Genomic DNA, 17,103 nt, shown 5'->3' on the forward strand with positions numbered 1-17,103 from the left:
TCTCAATAGATAATCCCACACCTCTTCCATGAAATTTGCCATCATTGCCGCAGGCGAAGGCAGTCGTCTCGCCACAGAAGGTGTCACTCAGCCGAAACCTCTGATTCCGCTCTGCAGAGTTCCCATGATCGAAAGGCTCATTAGCATCTTTCATCGCTGTGGAGCAGAAGAAATCATCGTAGCCGTCAACAGCGCGCGCCCAGAAACCCACCAGTATTTGTTGGAGTTTTCGGAAGCCAATCCCACTATTCCACTGCGCATCGTGGTGGCAGATACCCCTTCGTCCATGCACACCTTCGCGGCACTCGCACCCTACTTGCAAGAAGCTCCCTTCTGCTTGACCACGGTAGACACCATTTTTCAAGAAGAAGCCTTTCGCGCTTACCTGCATGCCACAGAACAATATCTACTTGACGGATATGACGGTTGCATGGCGGTAACAGATTTCGTAGACGACGAAAGTCCGCTCTATGTCACTGCAACCTCTCAGCTCGACATCACTGGTTTTCACGACAAGATTACGGATACCGCCAACAAAACAAGAGATGTTTCCGACAAAATCACGGATTTTTCTGATAAGAAGGCTGACTTCTCAGACAAGAATGCTGACTTTTCCGAGGAGAGTTCAGACAGGGACAAGAATCATCATATAGACTCAATCTTCATCTCTGGAGGTATTTACACCCTTTCTCCCAAGGCACTCACCACCCTCTCGCGCTGCATGGCAGAAGGTCAGCATCGTTTGCGCAATTTTCAACGAGGGCTCATCGCCGACGGTCTGAAGTTGAAAGCCCATCTCTTCGACAAAATCCTAGACATCGACCACGCCAGCGACATTGCTAAGGCGGAATGCTTCTTGCAAGAAGGGATATAACTTTCTATTCTAGCCACGCTTATCCTGGAGCCCCCAACAGCTCCGCGCCCTCTAACGTCTAACGTCTAATTTCTAACGTCTAACCTTCCAATACCCGAGCCACGCTTCTCGTGGCGAGCAAGAAGGGTCTGCGCTCTCTAACGTCTAATATGGTCACACTCATCTCACGTCACTCCAAATACTCCCCCAATTCCGAAGCACGCGATGAAGCACTCTTCCGTTCTCTCGTCATGAACTTCGCGCTCCAAGGCGTGTGTGTCGCCACATTCGACGAAGCAGTGTTTGAACATCGCCCACCGCAGTTAGAAAAGTCCACACTCATCCTCTCCATGGCTCGTAGTGAAGCAGCTCTCCAAGCACTTACTGCTGCAGAAGAACGCGGAGTGATAGTTCTCAATAGCCCACGCGCGCTGCAAAAAGCCCAACGCACCGACTTCCAACAGTGGTTTGCCGAGAGTGGACATGCCGCAAAGCATTGGCACACTTCCGAACTTACTGCAGACCGCAAAGCCACTCTCCTCTTCCCTCTTTGGTGGAAGCGCAACAACACTGCCACAACCTCCGCCAACGATGTGCAATTTGTGGAGCATCTCGCCCAACTTGACGCCATTCTCTCCGAGTACACAAACGAAGATGCACTAGTCATGGAGCATATCGACGGACAACTGGTGAAATTCTACGGAGTGGTGGGCACGAATTTCTTTCATGCCGAGCCGCACTCTCCGAAGGGATTCTCTAAATTTGGGCATGAACAGCACAACCACCACAAGGATTTGGCTCTATCCTCCCCAATGTGGAAGCAAATACTCCGCGCCATGCACACCTCTGCCACACAAGTGGCACAACAATCAGGCTTTTCCATCTATGGAGGTGACGCCATCCTTCGCCAAGATGGCACCTTTGTCTTCATCGACTTCAACGATTTCCCCTCCTTCTCCGCTTGTTTGCCCGAAGCCTCCGCAGCCATCGTGCAACATAGCCTTTCTCTCCTTGCTAAATAACCGCTAGAAATTGCCCTTCAATGGCTTTTCTTTCTTAGCATTCTCAGAATAGTCCTTCCGGCTTATCCTTCTTTTTCGATCCCCTCTCCAATAAATTCCATATCTTCTCATGAGCGACCAACCTTTTTCTCTGCAAGCCACGCTAAAAAGTAGCGACACCGAAGAAAACATCGACGTTTATTTCACTCGCCCCATCGGACTTCTTTGGGCGCGCTTCTTTCGTGCACTCCACATTCATCCCAATGTGGTCACCATTCTTAGCATCTTTCTGGGCATCGGTGCGGCCTATTTCATGTACCTTGGGGAGGGCAACTTGCTTTTCACCCTCATAAGCATTGCACTGCTCATATGGGCAAACTTTTATGACTCAGCGGATGGCCAACTAGCCCGAATGACGGGACAGAAAACCCTTTGGGGGCGCATCTTAGATGGCTTTGCCGGCAACATTTGGTTCATTTGCATCTATCTTGCTGTGGGACTTCGCCTCTACAATCAGCCCATGGTTCCTGGGTGGTCGGAGAGTCCCAACTGGAACTTGAGCATCTTTGTGCTGCTCCTCCTCATTGGCACTCAGATTCACGGAGCGCAGAGCAGACTAGCCGACTATTACCGCAACATCCATCTCTATTTCATTCGAGGTAAAGCCCAAAGCGAACTCGATAATTCTCAACAACTGCGCCAAGATTTCGCAGAAGTTTCCGCACGTCAGCAACCTGCGTGGAAAATCTTCCTCTGGTTCTACATCAACTATACACAAGCGCAAGAACAAGCTACGCCACAGTTCCAACAATTCAAGCGCACGCTCGATGAGCACTATCCCACGGAGCTTCCCGAAGCTTTGGTAAAAACGTTCCGCGCTGGCAGTCTTCCGCTGATGAAATGGGCAAACGCGCTCACTTTCAACTGGCGCGCCTTTGTGCTTTATGCTAGTTTGCTCCTTGCCGTGTGGCATCCTTGGGCAGTCATCTTGTTTCCGCTCGCCGACATCACCGTGTTTTTAGTCATCTACATCCACATGCACCGCCAGCACGAAGCACTGTGTCAACGACTTCGCCTGCAAATCGAATCAGAAACTACGGAAGAATAAGAGCTGAGCTATCACTTTTTATCCCAAATCGGTCATTAGATCCTGAACAGTTTTTATTTGATTGTTGAGCAGATGGTTGGTTGTGAGTTCGAAGGCGTAGCGGGCTACGTCGAGAACGAACAAGAAACAAGATGCCAACAAGAAAATGAAAGATGGCAGGAAGTTATCTTCTCTATAACGAATTGCACTATAACGGTCTAATGACCGATTTGGGTTTATCCTTCTTCTCTCACACCTTCTCTCATTCCTCTGCAACTCCTTGCATGAAACCTCTCTATCGCAATCTGTTCTTCGCCTTTGGACTGCTTGCCATCGGGCTTCTCATCTGGCGTTTCCCCGATGGGTGGCAAATCATTCGCCACAATCTTGACCGCGTAGTCCGTTATCTTCCCCTCGTCGTGGGCAGCTGGATTCCAGTCTATGCCCTCAACGCCTATGCTTTTCAGCTCTTGGTCAATACGGGGCACGCTGATCATCACATTTCTCTCGCACGCGCTGGCCAACTCACCGTGTCGGGCTTCGCCTTTTCCTACACCACTCCCTTCGGGTCTGGCGGAGCTCCCTATCGCGTGCTCGAACTCTCGCACCTCGTAGGCACACAGCGCGCGCTAGCTTCTGTGACACTCTATTCACTCCTTCACGTCTTTAGCCACTTCTTCTTGTGGACCACCGCCTTGATTGTCTTTGTGGTCTGCCACTTCTCTAGGATTACGCCATGGCTTGCTGGCTTGTTCAGCCTCTACCTCTTGTTGTTTGTGGCTGCCATTCTCTTTTTTCAACAATGCTACAAACGCGGAGTTGCCCTACGTTTCTTCCAGATTCTTGGACTTCTCCCCCTCATAGGAGGCTGGGCAAAGCGATTTCGCGAAGCGCATCAAAACGATTTGCTCACTATCGACAGCCATATCCGCACACTCTACGCTCATCCGCGCGTATTTCTCCGCGCCCTCTTGGCAGAATATGTGGGGCGGCTTTTCAATAGTCTTGAATTTTACGGCATCCTCCTTGCCTTCGGACTCACCAATGCCACGCTAGCCGATGGACTCATCATCTTAGGTTTCTCTTCGCTCATGGGCAATCTCCTCTTCTTCCTTCCCATGCAACTGGGTGCACGAGAGGGAAGTTTAGCAGTCATCGTCGCCCTACTCTTTCCCACGGCTGGTGCTTCCATGGGCATCTATGCCTCATTCTTCACCCGCATCCGCGAAATCTTTTGGATAGTAGTCGGAGTTGCTTTGGTGAAAATCAAACCTGCACACCGACACTAGCCCCCCTCTCCCCAATAACCTCCTTTTTTTCTCGACATTCTTTCATGCCTACCCTCCTTTTCGACTATGGCGGAACGCTCGATTCCGATGCACGCCACTGGAACTACGTGCTCCGCGATGGATTCACCAAAGCTGCGATCGAACACCCCGCACTTGCGCAACTCGACACCGACACTTGGCGTGCAGCTTATGTACACGGTGAGCGAGCACTAGCCCAACATCCCATCATTCTCCCGGAAGATGACTTCGCTACTCTCCTACATAAGAAAGTGACCCTCGAAGTGGAGCATCTTTGCACTGAAGGAGGTTTTCAGTTCTCAGCCGAAGAGCGCGAGAGCATCGTAGACATTGTGGCCACCTATTGCGACACTCAAGCACGCCACACCACACTTCGTGCGCGCAAAGTCCTTGATATATTAGTGACACGCGGATATGACTTCGTGTTGGTCACCAATTTTTATGGCAACATCCGTGCAGTCCTGCAAGGCTACGGACTGCTCGACCTCTTCCCTCGCATTGTGGAGAGTGCCACGGTTGGAGTGCGCAAACCCGATCCTGCGATATGGCAACTCGGCATCGACCTTGCCCAGCGCGCCCCGCAAGATTGCATTGCCATCGGTGATGCTTTCGGCAAAGACATCGCACCAGCCCACGCTTTAGGGTGCAAAACCATTTGGTTTCGTGGAGAAGAATGGACGCCAAAGTCCGTAGATGAATCTATCCCTACGCACATTATCGAAGACCTCTCGGAGCTACTCACACTCCTGCCGTAGTCTTCCCTTCACCCACACTGACATTTGCCACACACAAAGGGTCGTCTCTCGCAAACCTTGCCAGAGACGACCCTTTTTCTCATTTTATCTTTTTACCACAACCGCAGCACTCTGGCTACGTTCTCCATGTCATGTGTTAGAACTTCACCCTGTTGCAGTGGCTATTAGCCTATGGCTTCAATATAGCACTCTCAATTTTCTTATCAACTTCTTGACTTCCAGCCTGATGCTTACGTCCAAATCCAAAATTGTAAGCCACAGTTAGATTCAAACATCTACCTTGTGCTTCAAAGGCTCGGACAACCTCGCGCTGATACTGGCCATAATCCATGTGAATTTGATTTTCAAAATAGCGCTTAAACACATTCTGCGCAGCAAAAGTCAGACTCCAATCCTGATGTGTCCATTGTACACTGAAACTATAACGAGGGTCAATGCGCACAAAGAAGGGTTCACGAATGTCAAGAGCGTGATATCCACTAGTGAAACGAGCATTTATACGAAAATCTCCCACAAGATAAGTGGCATTGCCCCCATAGCGCAATATAGACTTCGAGAGGTGATAATCATCGCCACGGAGATAATTCAACTCTTGTTGGACAGTCGTTGTAAGCAATAAGTGGTTTTGGAAGAAATTATGCGAAAGCTCCAATGTAAAATGGTTGCCACAGAAGAAAGAGTTGTTTACCCTCATACGATAAATGCGCGATTCATCTAATGAAAATCTGTCAAGTTCATTATCAAAATAGCACAAACTCAAATAAGTTCCAGAGAGTTTTAGCCCTTTCACGCTCGTATTGTAAGAAAGCCTGTTGGTCATCACTTTAATGGGCTTAATATTCGGGTTACCGACCACAGATTCAAAAAAAGAAACTGGCACGACTACCGAGTTTTTGTTGGAGGGTGTGAACTCTGTATGGGTGAACTCTCCATTCAAACTCACACTACTCTTCTCGTTCAACAAATAATTGCCCCCATAATATAGTACAGGATGCAAATAGTGTTGGCGGTCGCCATTGAGATTGACCCCAATATTTGAAATACCAGCAGACAGATAGCCATAATATTTCTCAGTATATCGCGAAATGCTCAAAGCTCCATAAGAATTTTGCGTGGTGAGTGACTGGCTGCTAGGAGACGTGCCGAGATATTCATCATCATAATGTTTCCACCCATGAGAAAGCTGGACATCTCCAGACCACCCTCCTTCCCAATATTTGGAATATTGGGAAACAGCCAACACACTATGCGTGTGTTCCGACGCATCTGTCCACAAATCTGATTGATTATCCTCGTGGTTAAATAAAGAGGTTTTCTCCCTGCCTAGGCCAGCATTTAAAATGATTCGCCAACGTTGATTGTGCGGCAAAGAACGCTGATAGTCAATGTACAAAGTAGGCGTCCATGCTCTACCATGATAACGATCATACTTTTGAGTTTTTCCTATATATTTCCCAGCATAAGTGGCTTCATTCACTGTTTCGTGGCTGGGACTTGCAGAATACACAAAATTGAGATAGGAGTTAAAAGTGGATTCTGGTGTAGTGTGGGTGTACTTCAACCTTCCCCCCAAACTATTATCGGAGTTGAGATTACCTTTGTTGGACATGATGCGCGACATCTCATCACCATTGGTAAATTTATAGTGCTCTTTTCCTTCTGTATAGTCATGATTGCGCGACCAATTTTGGAAGATGAGTGTAGAGAAGTAGGATTTACCTCGCGTATAATCCGCAAAAGCTAGATAATCTCCCTTTTTATATGCCATTCCTTGTTCAGCCGAGAGGTAGATATTTCCACCACCTTCTGCCAAATCTGTGACAAAATTCAGTAAACCTGCTTTTCCTACATATTTACCAGAGGGCGTTCGGGTGTACTCCACTCGTTTAATTCGCTTGGCACGCAACGTTCTTACCTCTTCCATCGTGGCTTCTCGCCCATCGATACACACAACCAGTTCGCCTCCTCCTTTAAGGGAAATGGCATAGTCCAAGAGGGACACTTCAAGTTGGGGGATTTGGAGTAAATCTAAGAGTTGGAATCCATTGGTACTATGTTTTTTCTGGAGCTTTGTAGGTAGGAACAAAGAGGCAACTGGGGTTTCCACTTGTGTTTTAGCGGTGACTTTCACTTCATCTAACTGGCGAGTCTGGACACTGTCAGTAGGTTGCTGCGCCATAACCCCTAAAGGGAAAGCTAGAAAAACGAAAAGACAAGAAAAGTTAGCACGGTTCATGGTCGTTATGCACTTAAAAGTAGAGTTGAATAGACGAAGTCCTCACAAGAAAGAAGGTGAGAGATTATGTAATTCTTCCATTCATACAATAGCCAAAGGCTGAATGCAAGAAAAATGATAGTTACAAAAGTAGGAATTATCTAGCTATTGTCCCAAAGAATCGCGTGTTTATTTCAAAATAAGGAGACCAAAATCCACGATATTCCTAGAAGAAACAGGATTCTTCGGAGGAACGCAAAAAAATGTCGGAGAGTTTAGAAAATATCTCGGAGATTTTCTGAAAACTCTCGGAGATTTTTTGGAAAAAGTCGGAGATAATTTTAGAAATATCGGAGTTTTTTATCTGATAGCTCGGAGAAGGATGAAGAAAGGAGGGAGAAGAAGCAAAAGAAGAAAGAGAAGAAGCAAAATAAAAAGGAACTTCCCCACCATCGTGTGGGGAAGTTCCAAGCAGAAAATAGTAGATTACCGAACAGAATATAGTAATCAATAGGTGCAACGCTTTAATAGCGCAACCAGCGGAGCATATCTCTCAGCGAAGGTTTCTTGCCATACATCAAGATGCCTACGCGATAAATCTTAGCAGCGACAAAGACCATGGCAAGTGATGTGCCGTAAAGCAAAACAAGGCTGAGGAGTTCTTGCCACAAAGGTACGCCAAATGGGATGCGAATCATCATGACAATGGGAGAAGTGAGGGGGAAAAGTGAGCCCCAAAAGGCGAGAGGCCCATCTGTGTTGGAGGCACTGCCCATGGCAGCGTACATGCTGAAGAGCAACAACAAGATGATGGGCGACATGAACTGACTAGAATCTTCCTGACTATTGATAGCTGCGCCTATCGCTGCGAAGATGGAGGCGAAGAAGAGGTAACCTCCGAGGAAATAAAGCACGAAGAGGAGGAGCATTTCGCCTAAAGGAAGACTGAAGATGGCAGAGAAGATCGCTGTTTCTCCTGATAACAAAGAAGCTGCATTGGCGGAGTTGGCCGGGATTTCAGTACCCACGATGCCACTAGCCGCTGAGAGAATGATGCCACCTAAGACACCCCAAAGCAACAACTGGGTGATGCCCACCAGTGCAACGCCGATAATCTTGCCCATCATAAGTTCAAAAGGACGAACGCTTGATACCATGATTTCCATGATGCGATTGGTTTTCTCTTCCATCACACCTTGCATGACCATTCCTCCGTAGGTGAGGATGAAGATATAGATGATGAGGGTGAAAAAGAAACCAGCTGCTTGTGCCACATCGGCGGAAGAAGTGGTAGTTTCTCCCTTATCGTTCCACTTTGCAGTAGAGATTTCTACGTTGCTTCCCATGTCACTAACGATGGAATCCAGTCCAGCGATGCCATAGCGTTCGATTTTCTGTTCGCGCACCGCACTATCCAGGAGGTCGCCTACGTGATTGCTCAAATCGCTCTGCACTTCTTTATGGCTCAACACTTCAAGGGCATTAGGATTGAGGCTGAGATCGGACTTGATGTGCACCACGGCTTCTACATCTTCTGGGAGATCTGTCACCTTGGGAACGGCTTTCTCGTGCACAAAGTGGAACTGCGGAGTGGATCGAAACAAAGAGTCGTAAAGATGACTCTCATCGACCACCATGACGGTGCGATTTTCTCCGCTCGAAATGCGGCCTAACCAGATGGGAACAAATACAAGGGCTACCATCAAAACGGGCATGAGGAGCGTGAGCAGTAGGAATGATTTGCGACGAACACGAGTGAGATATTCGCGCTGTATGATAAGAAATATCTTGTTCATGAGCAAATGAAGCTTGAAAATGGGAATGAAAATACCTAAATTATGCCCTTAACGATCAGGAAAGGGGGGAAGGTTAGGCTTGCTGTGTTTGATTGCCAGTGAGGGCAGCCACGTCATCGCCTACCGTGCGTAGGAAGATGTCGTTCATCGTGGGGAGGATTTCCGAGAAACTACGGATTTCCACCTCACTCGCTAGGCTTTGCACCAGGGCGGAATTGGAGAGGCCTTCTTGTTTTTTCAAGCGATAGGTGGTGAGTCCATGGTGTTCCACTTGCTCCAAAATGGAAAAAAGTTCGGGATGCTCGGAGAGTTGCCCTGCTGTGGTGGTGAGGGAAAACTCGCCCGTGCGATGTTGCTCGCGAATCTCTCGCACATTGCCCTGCAAACGTACTTGTGAGCGGTGGATGAGTGCGATGTCGTCGCAAACTTCTTCGACACTTGCCATATTGTGCGTGGAGAAAATGATGGTGGCTCCTCGATCGCGCAACTGCAACATTTCGTGTTTCAACAACTCTGCATTGAGGGGATCGAAGCCCGAAAAGGGTTCGTCGAAGATCAACAACTTAGGTTCGTGCAAGACAGTGATGATAAACTGTATCTTTTGTTGCATACCCTTGGAGAGTTCTTCGAGCTTCTTGTTCCACCAAGGCATGATTTGGAATTTCTCAAACCACATTTCCAACCGCTGTTTGGCTTCTGCATGAGAAAGTCCCTTGAGTTGCGCAAGATACAAGGCTTGTTCACCCACTTTCATCTTACGATAGAGGCCGCGCTCTTCGGGAAGATAACCAATATAAGCCACATCTTCTTGGGAGAGTGGCTTTCCGTCGAACAACACCTCGCCCGTGTCGGGGAGAGTGATGTGGTTGATGATGCGAATGAGGGTGGTTTTTCCGGCACCATTGGGACCTAAGAGCCCAAAGATGCGACCGCGTGGCACTTCGATGCTGACATTGTCCAACGCGGTGTGCGCTGCAAATCGCTTAGAAACCCCACGAACAGAGAGGAGATTAAACATATTAGAGATTAAATATTATACGTTAGAAAGTAGACCTTAGAACATAGAGGTTAGAAGGTAGGAATTAGAAGATAGAGATTAGACACAAGGGGATAGATGTACATCTAATGTCTAACATCTAATCTCTACCGTCCATATCATGGTTCTGTCTCACCTTCGATGTAATCTTCCAAGAAAAGGTTTTCACCATCGAAGACAGCGTAGGTGAAAAGGCTAATCCAGTCGCCAAGAATCACGACACGCGAGGACTTCGACAGCATGAGATCGTAGTCTATGTGGCGATGTCCAAAGAGGAAGAAGTTGATGTCAGGATGATCTTTCAGATATTGCTTAGCAAAAAGTATAAGATGCTCCTTGTCCTCTCCCATAAATGGCGGTTCTTTGCCGTCTTCACGCTTCAAACGACTGTGTTTCGCCCAATTAAGTCCGAAACTCATGCCCCAACGTGGGTGAATCGCAGCAAAAAGTGCCTGCGCAATGGGATTATGAAAGAGAGCGCGCAAGAAACGGAAGCCACGACTGTCGTCGCCTATGCCGTCGCCATGGGCTAGATAAAAGATTTTACCATATAACTCTACGGTGCACGCGGTCTTATGCAGCACTACTCCGCACTCTTCTACGAGATAATCCTTCATCCAAAGGTCGTGATTGCCCGTAAAATAGTGTACTTCTACGCCAAGGTCGGTGAGTTCGGAGATTTTGCCCAAGAATCGGGTGTAGCCCTTGGGAACTACCGTCTTATATTCATGCCAAAAGTCAAACATATCGCCAAGCAGATACACCGCACCTGCCTTATGTTTGATGCTATCGAGGAAGCGTACGAGACGACGTTCCTGCATGCGACGGCTTTGAATGGCGAGACTGCCAAGATGTGCATCGGAGAGGAAATAAATGGGTTTCATATAGACGTTGGACGTTAGACATTAGAAGCTAGACATTAGACGTTAGAGGCTAGACTGTAAAAGTTGGATTTTAGTCTCTAGCCACTAGTCATTGGACGTTGAGCTCTTGTTATTCTCCGAAGAGGAGGGAGTGTTAGGGCGATACGCCCTCAGTTTGTTAGGATTAAAGACGGCGGTGACATCGGGAATACCGAGTTCCTCGGCAGAAAGTCGGCCCGTGTGGTACTGTCCTGCCGCACAGAGGGTGAGGAATCTCAGGTGAGCATCACTCACCGCTGCGATGGTGCGCGCAATACTGCTGAGAGTGGCTCCCACCGTGAGGACATCGTCGAGGATGATCCAGCACTTGCCTTGCAGACGTTCGGGATGCTGCACCACAAAGATGCCTTCCACATTGGCTTTTCGTTCGGTAGGCGCAAGCGTGGTCTGGGAGGGATTGTCCACCTTACGCACCAGAATGTCTGTCACAATGGGAAGTCCCGTAATGGCGGACACACCCCGCGCGAGGAGTTCACTCTGATTATAGCCCCGCTTAGCCATTCTTTGTCGAGACAATGGCACTGGAATGATGCCGGCTACGCCCTCAAAGAAGTCTGTGTCACGGAGTTCCGTGGCCATGGCTCTGCCAAAACTTTGTGCGAGTGCCGTGCGCCCTTGATATTTGAAGCCATGCACGGCTTGCGCCACGGCATATTCGGGCTTATACCACACGAAGGCACTCACGCGCTCTACATTTGGGTCGCCCCAAAACACGCGTTCTAGCACATTGCCCTTGCGACCTTTGAGATGGGTGTAGGGAAGTTTGAACCAACATTGTGGGCAAAGTCCGTTGCCATAAAGGGTTTTACCACAAATGGCGCAGCAGGAACCCGTGAGCTGTGCCCATGCGATTTGAAGAACCTCGCGAAAGGGCTGCCATACGTTGGTGTTTTTCTGCTGCGCCATTGTGTGTCAATGATTAGTATTCTCCCAACATCTCAAAGAACATTGCCTTATATGCTCATAGTCTGTAGGCTATGAAATACTACAATGTCCCGTGATGTGGAAAAGAAAAGGGAGCGGACTAGAGGAAACCGAGGTCGAGCTTGGCTTCTTCACTCATCATTTCGCGATCCCACTCGGGTTCAAACACGAGATTCACACGAACATCTTTCACGCCTGGCACACCAGCGGTCTTGATGCGCACGTCTTCCATGATAAAATCTGCGGCAGGACAGTTGGGAGCTGTGAGTGTCATCTCTATCTCTAGGAGACCATCTTCGGCAAGATCGATATTGTAGATCAAACCAAGGTTATAAATATCTACAGGAATCTCAGGGTCGTAGACGGTCTTGAGGACTTCCACGATTTGTTCTTCGATTTTCAATTTTTCTTCTGGGGTCATGTTTGTTGTTTGTTGCGTTGTTAGAAAGAATAGTTCAAAAGGAGTTGTGCCAAATCATAAACGATTCTGGTCGGCATAACTATAATATTGCGTGTCGGCTAGGATGATGTGGTCGATAAACCGCAAGTCCACTTCCCGACAAGCGCGTTTGAGCTGCTGAGTTATTACATCATCCGCTGCAGAAGGTTCGGGATAACCCGAAGGATGATTGTGACACAGGGCGATGTGTACGGCATTGCTCACCAAAGCCTCGCGGAGAATCACACGGATGTCAATCGTGGTGCCATCAATGCCGCCACGTGCCACCATGACACTGCGGATGAAGCGGAGATTATGATTGAGCAAAAGCACGTGCGCTTCCTCGATGGGGAGATCATGTAGCTTTTCGTAGAAAAAACGATAGAGCTTTTCGGAACAATTGAACTGCTCATCTTGCAGTCCCTCGGCACCTCTACGCGCCCCCAACTCACAAGCGGCCAAAATGGTCACTGCTTTGGCTGGCCCAATGCCGTGATAGGCGCAGAGTTCTTCGATGCTTCGTTTGCCCAATGTGGTGAGCTGTCCATTGCAGTCGGAGAGGATGCGTTGCATCAAGGTGACTGCGTTCTCCTTGTCATTGCCACTTCCCACGAGAATCGCCAAGAGTTCTGCTGCGCTGAGGGAACTTCCGCCAGAAGTCATGAACTTCTCTCGAGGGCGGTCGTTGATGTCCAACTCAGTGATGGACTTCTTCTGAGGTTGCAGCGTAGATGCAGAAGGTTCAAGGAGTTTCATAGTGAGACAGATCGGAAGGAAATGCTGGGCATCTTGGTGCGCTACGTGTTGCGCTGGGATGGCCCTGCTGGGACATTGCGACGATGGTCTGGTTTTCAGCGAAAGTGCTGGGTGCTTCTACTGATAGAAGGTTTGAGAGAAGGCCTCAAACTCGCCCTCCCCTCGCACATTGCATCGCCACCATGCGGAGAGATAGCCCGTGCCGTAGCCCGTGAGCTGCACGAAAGCCGCAGCGATGGCAGTAACTCCCACAGCGAGCGAACGAGATTGCCGAGTGGCATCAACACCAATCAGAAGGGCGAAGAGCAACAAGGGACTGAGGCTCACGAGTGTCCCTATTTCGCAGCCAAAACACAGAGATAAGAGCGCGAGCACAAGAAGAAAGGCTACGCCTAAAGTGAAGACGGCTGGCAAAAGATGGACAAGTTTGTGAGTGCCTGGGTGGCGATGGGAAAGATGTATGCGAGCGATGCCACTATTGTGCACTTGTTTGAAAAACTTCTTCAAGTCAGTGCGACGTTTATGATAGACCCACGCTTCGGGAAATAGGCGACAACGATAGCCACTCTTGAAGATGCGGGTGGAGAAATCAATGTCTTCGCCAAAACGCATGGCTGAAAATCCCTCCAAGGCTTGGTAAACTTCGCGGCGCACTCCCATGTTGAAGGAGCGTGGATAGAACTTATCCAACTTAGCTTTGCCTCCTCTGATGCCTCCCGTGGTGAAAAAAGAAGTCATGGCGTAGTTAATCGCCTTCTGCGTAGTAGAGAACGACTCGTGTGCTCGGTCAGGCCCACCAAAGGCATCGCAAGGATTTGCCGCTAGTTCGGCATCAATAGCTGCAAAATAGCCTTCGGGCAACACAACATCACTATCTAGAATAATGACATATTCGCCGTTGGCGCGCTCCACTCCGTAGTTTCGGGTCTGTCCTGGCCCACTATTGGGCTTGTCGTAGTATTGCACGGCAAGTTTGTCGGCATATCGCTCCACAACCTCGCGACAAGGCACGCTACTTCCGTCTTCAACAATGATGACTTCAAAGTCGCGCTGAGTCTGATGCGTGAGACTTTCCAAGAGTTCTTCGCACTCATTGGGGCGATTATAGACAGGAACGATGACAGAATACTTCATTTTTGGGAGTACTTATTTGTGCAAATGTACAAAAAACTCGGGATAAAGCCAAGAGAATTTAAAAGGACACTATAAAATATCCGCTCTCCTCCCAATATACGTAGGAGAAGAGCGGTATTCCTTGAAACCTTAGCCGTAAACACTCGGCAGTAGCCAATGCTTCTGTGGCTTTGAGGCATAACACATTGCTCTAAGATGGCAACGGCAATAGGTGGATACTGACTATTACTTGAGGCAGTACAACAAGATATTATGCCCCCTTAGGTTAGTCCTTATAGATTTCTTTCTTCGCGGCTGCGAGAGTATTTTGCATCAACATGCAGATGGTCATCGGACCTACGCCACCGGGCACTGGGGTAATGGCAGATGCAACTTCTGAAACTGCTTCAAAATCAACGTCACCTGAGAGACGATAGCCATTCTTGCGCGAAGCATCGGGCACACGTGTCGTACCGACATCGATGACCACAGCACCAGGCTTCACCATGTCGGCAGTGACAAAGCCAGGTTGTCCGAGAGCGGCGATGAGAATGTCGGCTGAGCGGCACTCCTCTGCGATGTTTTGCGTGCGCGAATGCACACAAGTCACTGTGCTGTCGGCACCTTCCTTCTGAAGCATCAGTTGCACCATAGGTTTTCCTACGATGTTGCTTCGTCCCATTACCACACACTTCTTGCCTTTCGTGGCGATATTGTAGCGGCGCAACAAGGTGAGGATACCTAAAGGCGTAGCACTGATGAAAGCAGGCAGACCTATTGCCATGCGCCCTACGTTGATGGGGTGGAAACCATCGACATCTTTGCGTGGGTCTACGGCTTCGATGACGCGCTGTTCGTTGATGTGACGAGGAAGTGGGAGTTGCACGATAAAGCCGTCAATGCTGTCATCTTGATTGAGCTGATGGATGCGCTGGAGCAATTCGGCTTCTGTGACATCATCTTCGTAGCGAATGAGGGTGGAATCAAAACCACAAGCCTCACAAGCCAAGACTTTGTTGCGAACATACGTTTCACTTCCGCCATCATGTCCCACAAGTATGGCGGCAAGATGGGGAGCGCGGTAGCCTTCTGAGGTGAGTTGGTTCACTTCTTGGGCTATTTCAGCTTTGATTTGTGAGGCAAGTGCTTTACCGTCTATGAGAGTGGCTGGCATAACGAACTTATATTATAAGGTAAAAAAAGAGAACTGGTTGAACAATCAGAGAATTTCGTCGAACCTATCTGAGGAAAAAGGAAAGACGTGGGAGATTTCTCAAAAAATGTCGGAGATATTCCTGAAGATGTCAGAGATTGTTTTCTAAAACGTGGGAATTCTGTTCAGATAAGTAAAATAGGCCCCACGAAATCTAGAGAGCAAGGACGAAAAATAACGAGAAAGGACTAGTCCCAGCGACACTAGCTATGGTGCTACTCGGACTAGTCCTTTGAATATTAATTAGAATTTGGGCATGCCTGGCAAACCTTTGGGCATACGACTCATCATTTGGCGCATGCCTCCTCCGCTCACCATCTTCATCATCTTGCGAGTTTGGTCAAACTGCTTGATAAGACGGTTGACATCTTGCACGGTTTTACCAGAACCCTTGGCAATGCGCTCTTTGCGACTGCCGTTGAGCACTTCGGGATGTTGGCGTTCGTAGGGGGTCATCGACAAGATAATCGCCTCTACTCCGAGAATGGCACGATCGTCCACTTCAACATCTTTGATTGCTTTGCCCACACCTGGAATCATTGCAGCCAAGTCTTTGATGTTACCCATCTTCTTGATTTGCTGCAACTGTGCGAGGAAGTCGTTGAAGTCGAACTGGTTCTTCTGGATCTTTCTCTGAAGTTTGCGAGCTTCTTCTTCGTCATACTGCTCTTGCGCACGCTCTACCAAGGAGACAATGTCGCCCATGCCGAGGATGCGGTCCGCCATACGTGAGGGGTGGAACACGTCGAGTGCTTCCATCTTCTCGCCTGTTCCGACGAACTTGATGGGCTTATTCACTACAGAACGGATAGAAAGTGCAGCACCACCGCGAGTGTCACCATCGAGCTTGGTGAGCACCACGCCATCAAAGTCCAAACGGCTGTTGAACTCCTTGGCAGTGTTCACTGCATCTTGTCCCGTCATAGCATCGACCACGAACAAGGTTTCATCGGGATTCGTGGCTTCTTTCACCGCCGCAATCTCATTCATCAAGGTTTCGTCTATCGCCAAACGACCAGCGGTGTCCACGATGACCGTGTCATAGCTCTTAGCTTTGGCCTCTTGAATGGCTGCAAGCGCAATTTTCACGGGATCTTTTTCCTCTAAATTGAGGTAGATGGGCACATCTATCTGCTCTGCCAAAACACGCAATTGCTCGATTGCAGCAGGACGATACGTGTCGCAGGCTGCCAACAACGGACGGCGGTTCTTCTTTGTCTTCAAGAAAAGGGCGAGCTTACCAGAAAGTGTGGTTTTACCTGCCCCATTCAAACCTGCCATAAGGATGACACTGGGGCGATTTTCCAACTTCAGGTCGGTGCTTTCGCCACCCATGAGCGTGGCCAACTCGTCATGGACAATCTTAACCATGAGCTGCGAGGGCTTCACAGCGGTGAGCACGTTCTGACCAAGGGCTTTTTGCTTCACCGTGTCGGTGAATGTCTTAGCCACCTTGTAGTTGACGTCGGCATCAAGGAGAGCGCGGCGCACATCCTTGAGAGTTTCGGCTACGTTAATTTCGGTGATTTTGCCTTCACCTTTGAGTATTTTGAAGGATCGTTCGAGTCTTTCGCTGAGATTGTCAAACATGTATGTGGAGTCTTATGAAGATATTTCTATATATAATGCGTTGTCGCATAGATTATTTCGTGCAAATATACGAAAAGTTTTTGAGAAACTGGCTG

15 protein-coding genes are annotated in these 17,103 nt (G+C 48.6%); 5 read left to right on the top strand and 10 right to left on the bottom strand.

Annotated features, from left to right (window positions below; all coding sequences use genetic code 11):
* The first annotated feature begins 28 nt into the window (after nucleotides 1-28).
* From HMPREF9999_RS00630 to HMPREF9999_RS00650, 5 genes are all read left to right on the top strand, one after another.
* On the top strand, nucleotides 29-874 hold the full coding sequence (locus HMPREF9999_RS00630; protein ID WP_009436310.1) for an NDP-sugar synthase: 846 nt from the start codon (nucleotides 29-31) through the stop codon (nucleotides 872-874).
* A 149-nt stretch (nucleotides 875-1,023) separates the two neighbouring features.
* Nucleotides 1,024-1,875, top strand: a complete 852-nt coding sequence (locus HMPREF9999_RS00635) for a hypothetical protein (protein ID WP_044062804.1) — start codon at nucleotides 1,024-1,026, stop codon at nucleotides 1,873-1,875.
* A gap of 109 nt (nucleotides 1,876-1,984) precedes the next feature.
* Nucleotides 1,985-2,962 carry a CDP-alcohol phosphatidyltransferase family protein gene (locus tag HMPREF9999_RS00640; protein ID WP_009436312.1) on the top strand — a complete coding sequence of 326 codons (978 nt, stop codon included), beginning with the start codon at nucleotides 1,985-1,987 and terminating at the stop codon, nucleotides 2,960-2,962.
* A 152-nt stretch (nucleotides 2,963-3,114) separates the two neighbouring features.
* Entirely contained in the window at nucleotides 3,115-4,230 is a 1,116-nt protein-coding gene (locus HMPREF9999_RS00645; protein WP_083475797.1) for a lysylphosphatidylglycerol synthase transmembrane domain-containing protein, read from the top strand.
* Nucleotides 4,231-4,274: 44 nt separating this feature from the next.
* Nucleotides 4,275-5,003 (top strand): HAD family hydrolase, encoded by a 729-nt coding sequence (locus tag HMPREF9999_RS00650; RefSeq protein ID WP_009436316.1) that lies wholly within the window; start codon nucleotides 4,275-4,277, stop codon nucleotides 5,001-5,003.
* Between the two features lie 169 nt (nucleotides 5,004-5,172).
* On the opposite strand, the gene HMPREF9999_RS00655 is transcribed toward HMPREF9999_RS00650, so the two are convergent.
* The 10 genes from HMPREF9999_RS00655 to ffh all read right to left on the bottom strand — a co-directional run bounded on the left by HMPREF9999_RS00655 (nucleotide 5,173) and on the right by ffh (nucleotide 17,008).
* Nucleotides 5,173-7,182, bottom strand: coding sequence for a hypothetical protein (locus HMPREF9999_RS00655; protein WP_052316443.1), 2,010 nt, complete (start codon nucleotides 7,180-7,182; stop codon nucleotides 5,173-5,175).
* Nucleotides 7,183-7,742: 560 nt separating this feature from the next.
* A complete protein-coding gene (locus HMPREF9999_RS00660; RefSeq protein ID WP_009436319.1) occupies nucleotides 7,743-9,014 on the bottom strand; it encodes an ABC transporter permease in 1,272 nt (423 codons plus the stop codon).
* Between the two features lie 73 nt (nucleotides 9,015-9,087).
* Nucleotides 9,088-10,032 carry an ABC transporter ATP-binding protein gene (locus HMPREF9999_RS00665; protein WP_009436320.1) on the bottom strand — a complete coding sequence of 315 codons (945 nt, stop codon included), beginning with the start codon at nucleotides 10,030-10,032 and terminating at the stop codon, nucleotides 9,088-9,090.
* A 137-nt stretch (nucleotides 10,033-10,169) separates the two neighbouring features.
* Entirely contained in the window at nucleotides 10,170-10,934 is a 765-nt protein-coding gene (locus HMPREF9999_RS00670) for a UDP-2,3-diacylglucosamine diphosphatase (RefSeq protein ID WP_009436321.1), read from the bottom strand.
* A gap of 84 nt (nucleotides 10,935-11,018) precedes the next feature.
* Complete coding sequence (locus HMPREF9999_RS00675) at nucleotides 11,019-11,879, bottom strand: ComF family protein (protein ID WP_009436322.1); 861 nt, start codon at nucleotides 11,877-11,879, stop codon at nucleotides 11,019-11,021.
* Between the two features lie 118 nt (nucleotides 11,880-11,997).
* Entirely contained in the window at nucleotides 11,998-12,318 is a 321-nt protein-coding gene (locus tag HMPREF9999_RS00680) for a metal-sulfur cluster assembly factor (protein WP_009436323.1), read from the bottom strand.
* 54 nt (nucleotides 12,319-12,372) lie between these two features.
* Complete coding sequence (radC, locus tag HMPREF9999_RS00685; protein ID WP_009436324.1) at nucleotides 12,373-13,092, bottom strand: RadC family protein; 720 nt, start codon at nucleotides 13,090-13,092, stop codon at nucleotides 12,373-12,375.
* Between the two features lie 117 nt (nucleotides 13,093-13,209).
* A complete protein-coding gene (locus tag HMPREF9999_RS00690) occupies nucleotides 13,210-14,226 on the bottom strand; it encodes a glycosyltransferase (RefSeq protein ID WP_009436325.1) in 1,017 nt (338 codons plus the stop codon).
* A gap of 265 nt (nucleotides 14,227-14,491) precedes the next feature.
* Nucleotides 14,492-15,379 carry a bifunctional methylenetetrahydrofolate dehydrogenase/methenyltetrahydrofolate cyclohydrolase FolD gene (gene folD, locus HMPREF9999_RS00695; protein WP_009436327.1) on the bottom strand — a complete coding sequence of 296 codons (888 nt, stop codon included), beginning with the start codon at nucleotides 15,377-15,379 and terminating at the stop codon, nucleotides 14,492-14,494.
* A 282-nt stretch (nucleotides 15,380-15,661) separates the two neighbouring features.
* Nucleotides 15,662-17,008 (bottom strand): signal recognition particle protein, encoded by a 1,347-nt coding sequence (gene ffh, locus HMPREF9999_RS00700; RefSeq protein WP_009436329.1) that lies wholly within the window; start codon nucleotides 17,006-17,008, stop codon nucleotides 15,662-15,664.
* Nucleotides 17,009-17,103: the final 95 nt, after the last annotated feature.

Source organism: Alloprevotella sp. oral taxon 473 str. F0040 (assembly GCF_000318095.2).
Taxonomy (GTDB): Bacteria; Bacteroidota; Bacteroidia; order Bacteroidales; family Bacteroidaceae; genus Alloprevotella.

What these genes read in the sequence shown, in the direction of transcription:
- HMPREF9999_RS00655 (WP_052316443.1), bottom strand. Translation starts at nt 7,182, where the DNA reads ATGGCGCAGCAACCTACTGACAGTGTCCAGACTCGCCAGTTAGATGAA.
- HMPREF9999_RS00680 (WP_009436323.1), bottom strand. Translation starts at nt 12,318, where the DNA reads ATGACCCCAGAAGAAAAATTGAAAATCGAAGAACAAATCGTGGAAGTC.
- folD (WP_009436327.1), bottom strand. Translation starts at nt 15,379, where the DNA reads ATGCCAGCCACTCTCATAGACGGTAAAGCACTTGCCTCACAAATCAAA.
- HMPREF9999_RS00690 (WP_009436325.1), bottom strand. Translation starts at nt 14,226, where the DNA reads ATGAAGTATTCTGTCATCGTTCCTGTCTATAATCGCCCCAATGAGTGC.
- HMPREF9999_RS00630 (WP_009436310.1), top strand. Translation starts at nt 29, where the DNA reads ATGAAATTTGCCATCATTGCCGCAGGCGAAGGCAGTCGTCTCGCCACA.
- HMPREF9999_RS00635 (WP_044062804.1), top strand. Translation starts at nt 1,024, where the DNA reads ATGGTCACACTCATCTCACGTCACTCCAAATACTCCCCCAATTCCGAA.
- HMPREF9999_RS00670 (WP_009436321.1), bottom strand. Translation starts at nt 10,934, where the DNA reads ATGAAACCCATTTATTTCCTCTCCGATGCACATCTTGGCAGTCTCGCC.
- HMPREF9999_RS00650 (WP_009436316.1), top strand. Translation starts at nt 4,275, where the DNA reads ATGCCTACCCTCCTTTTCGACTATGGCGGAACGCTCGATTCCGATGCA.
- HMPREF9999_RS00640 (WP_009436312.1), top strand. Translation starts at nt 1,985, where the DNA reads ATGAGCGACCAACCTTTTTCTCTGCAAGCCACGCTAAAAAGTAGCGAC.
- HMPREF9999_RS00645 (WP_083475797.1), top strand. Translation starts at nt 3,115, where the DNA reads ATGGCAGGAAGTTATCTTCTCTATAACGAATTGCACTATAACGGTCTA.
- HMPREF9999_RS00665 (WP_009436320.1), bottom strand. Translation starts at nt 10,032, where the DNA reads ATGTTTAATCTCCTCTCTGTTCGTGGGGTTTCTAAGCGATTTGCAGCG.
- ffh (WP_009436329.1), bottom strand. Translation starts at nt 17,008, where the DNA reads ATGTTTGACAATCTCAGCGAAAGACTCGAACGATCCTTCAAAATACTC.
- HMPREF9999_RS00675 (WP_009436322.1), bottom strand. Translation starts at nt 11,879, where the DNA reads ATGGCGCAGCAGAAAAACACCAACGTATGGCAGCCCTTTCGCGAGGTT.
- radC (WP_009436324.1), bottom strand. Translation starts at nt 13,092, where the DNA reads ATGAAACTCCTTGAACCTTCTGCATCTACGCTGCAACCTCAGAAGAAG.
- HMPREF9999_RS00660 (WP_009436319.1), bottom strand. Translation starts at nt 9,014, where the DNA reads ATGAACAAGATATTTCTTATCATACAGCGCGAATATCTCACTCGTGTT.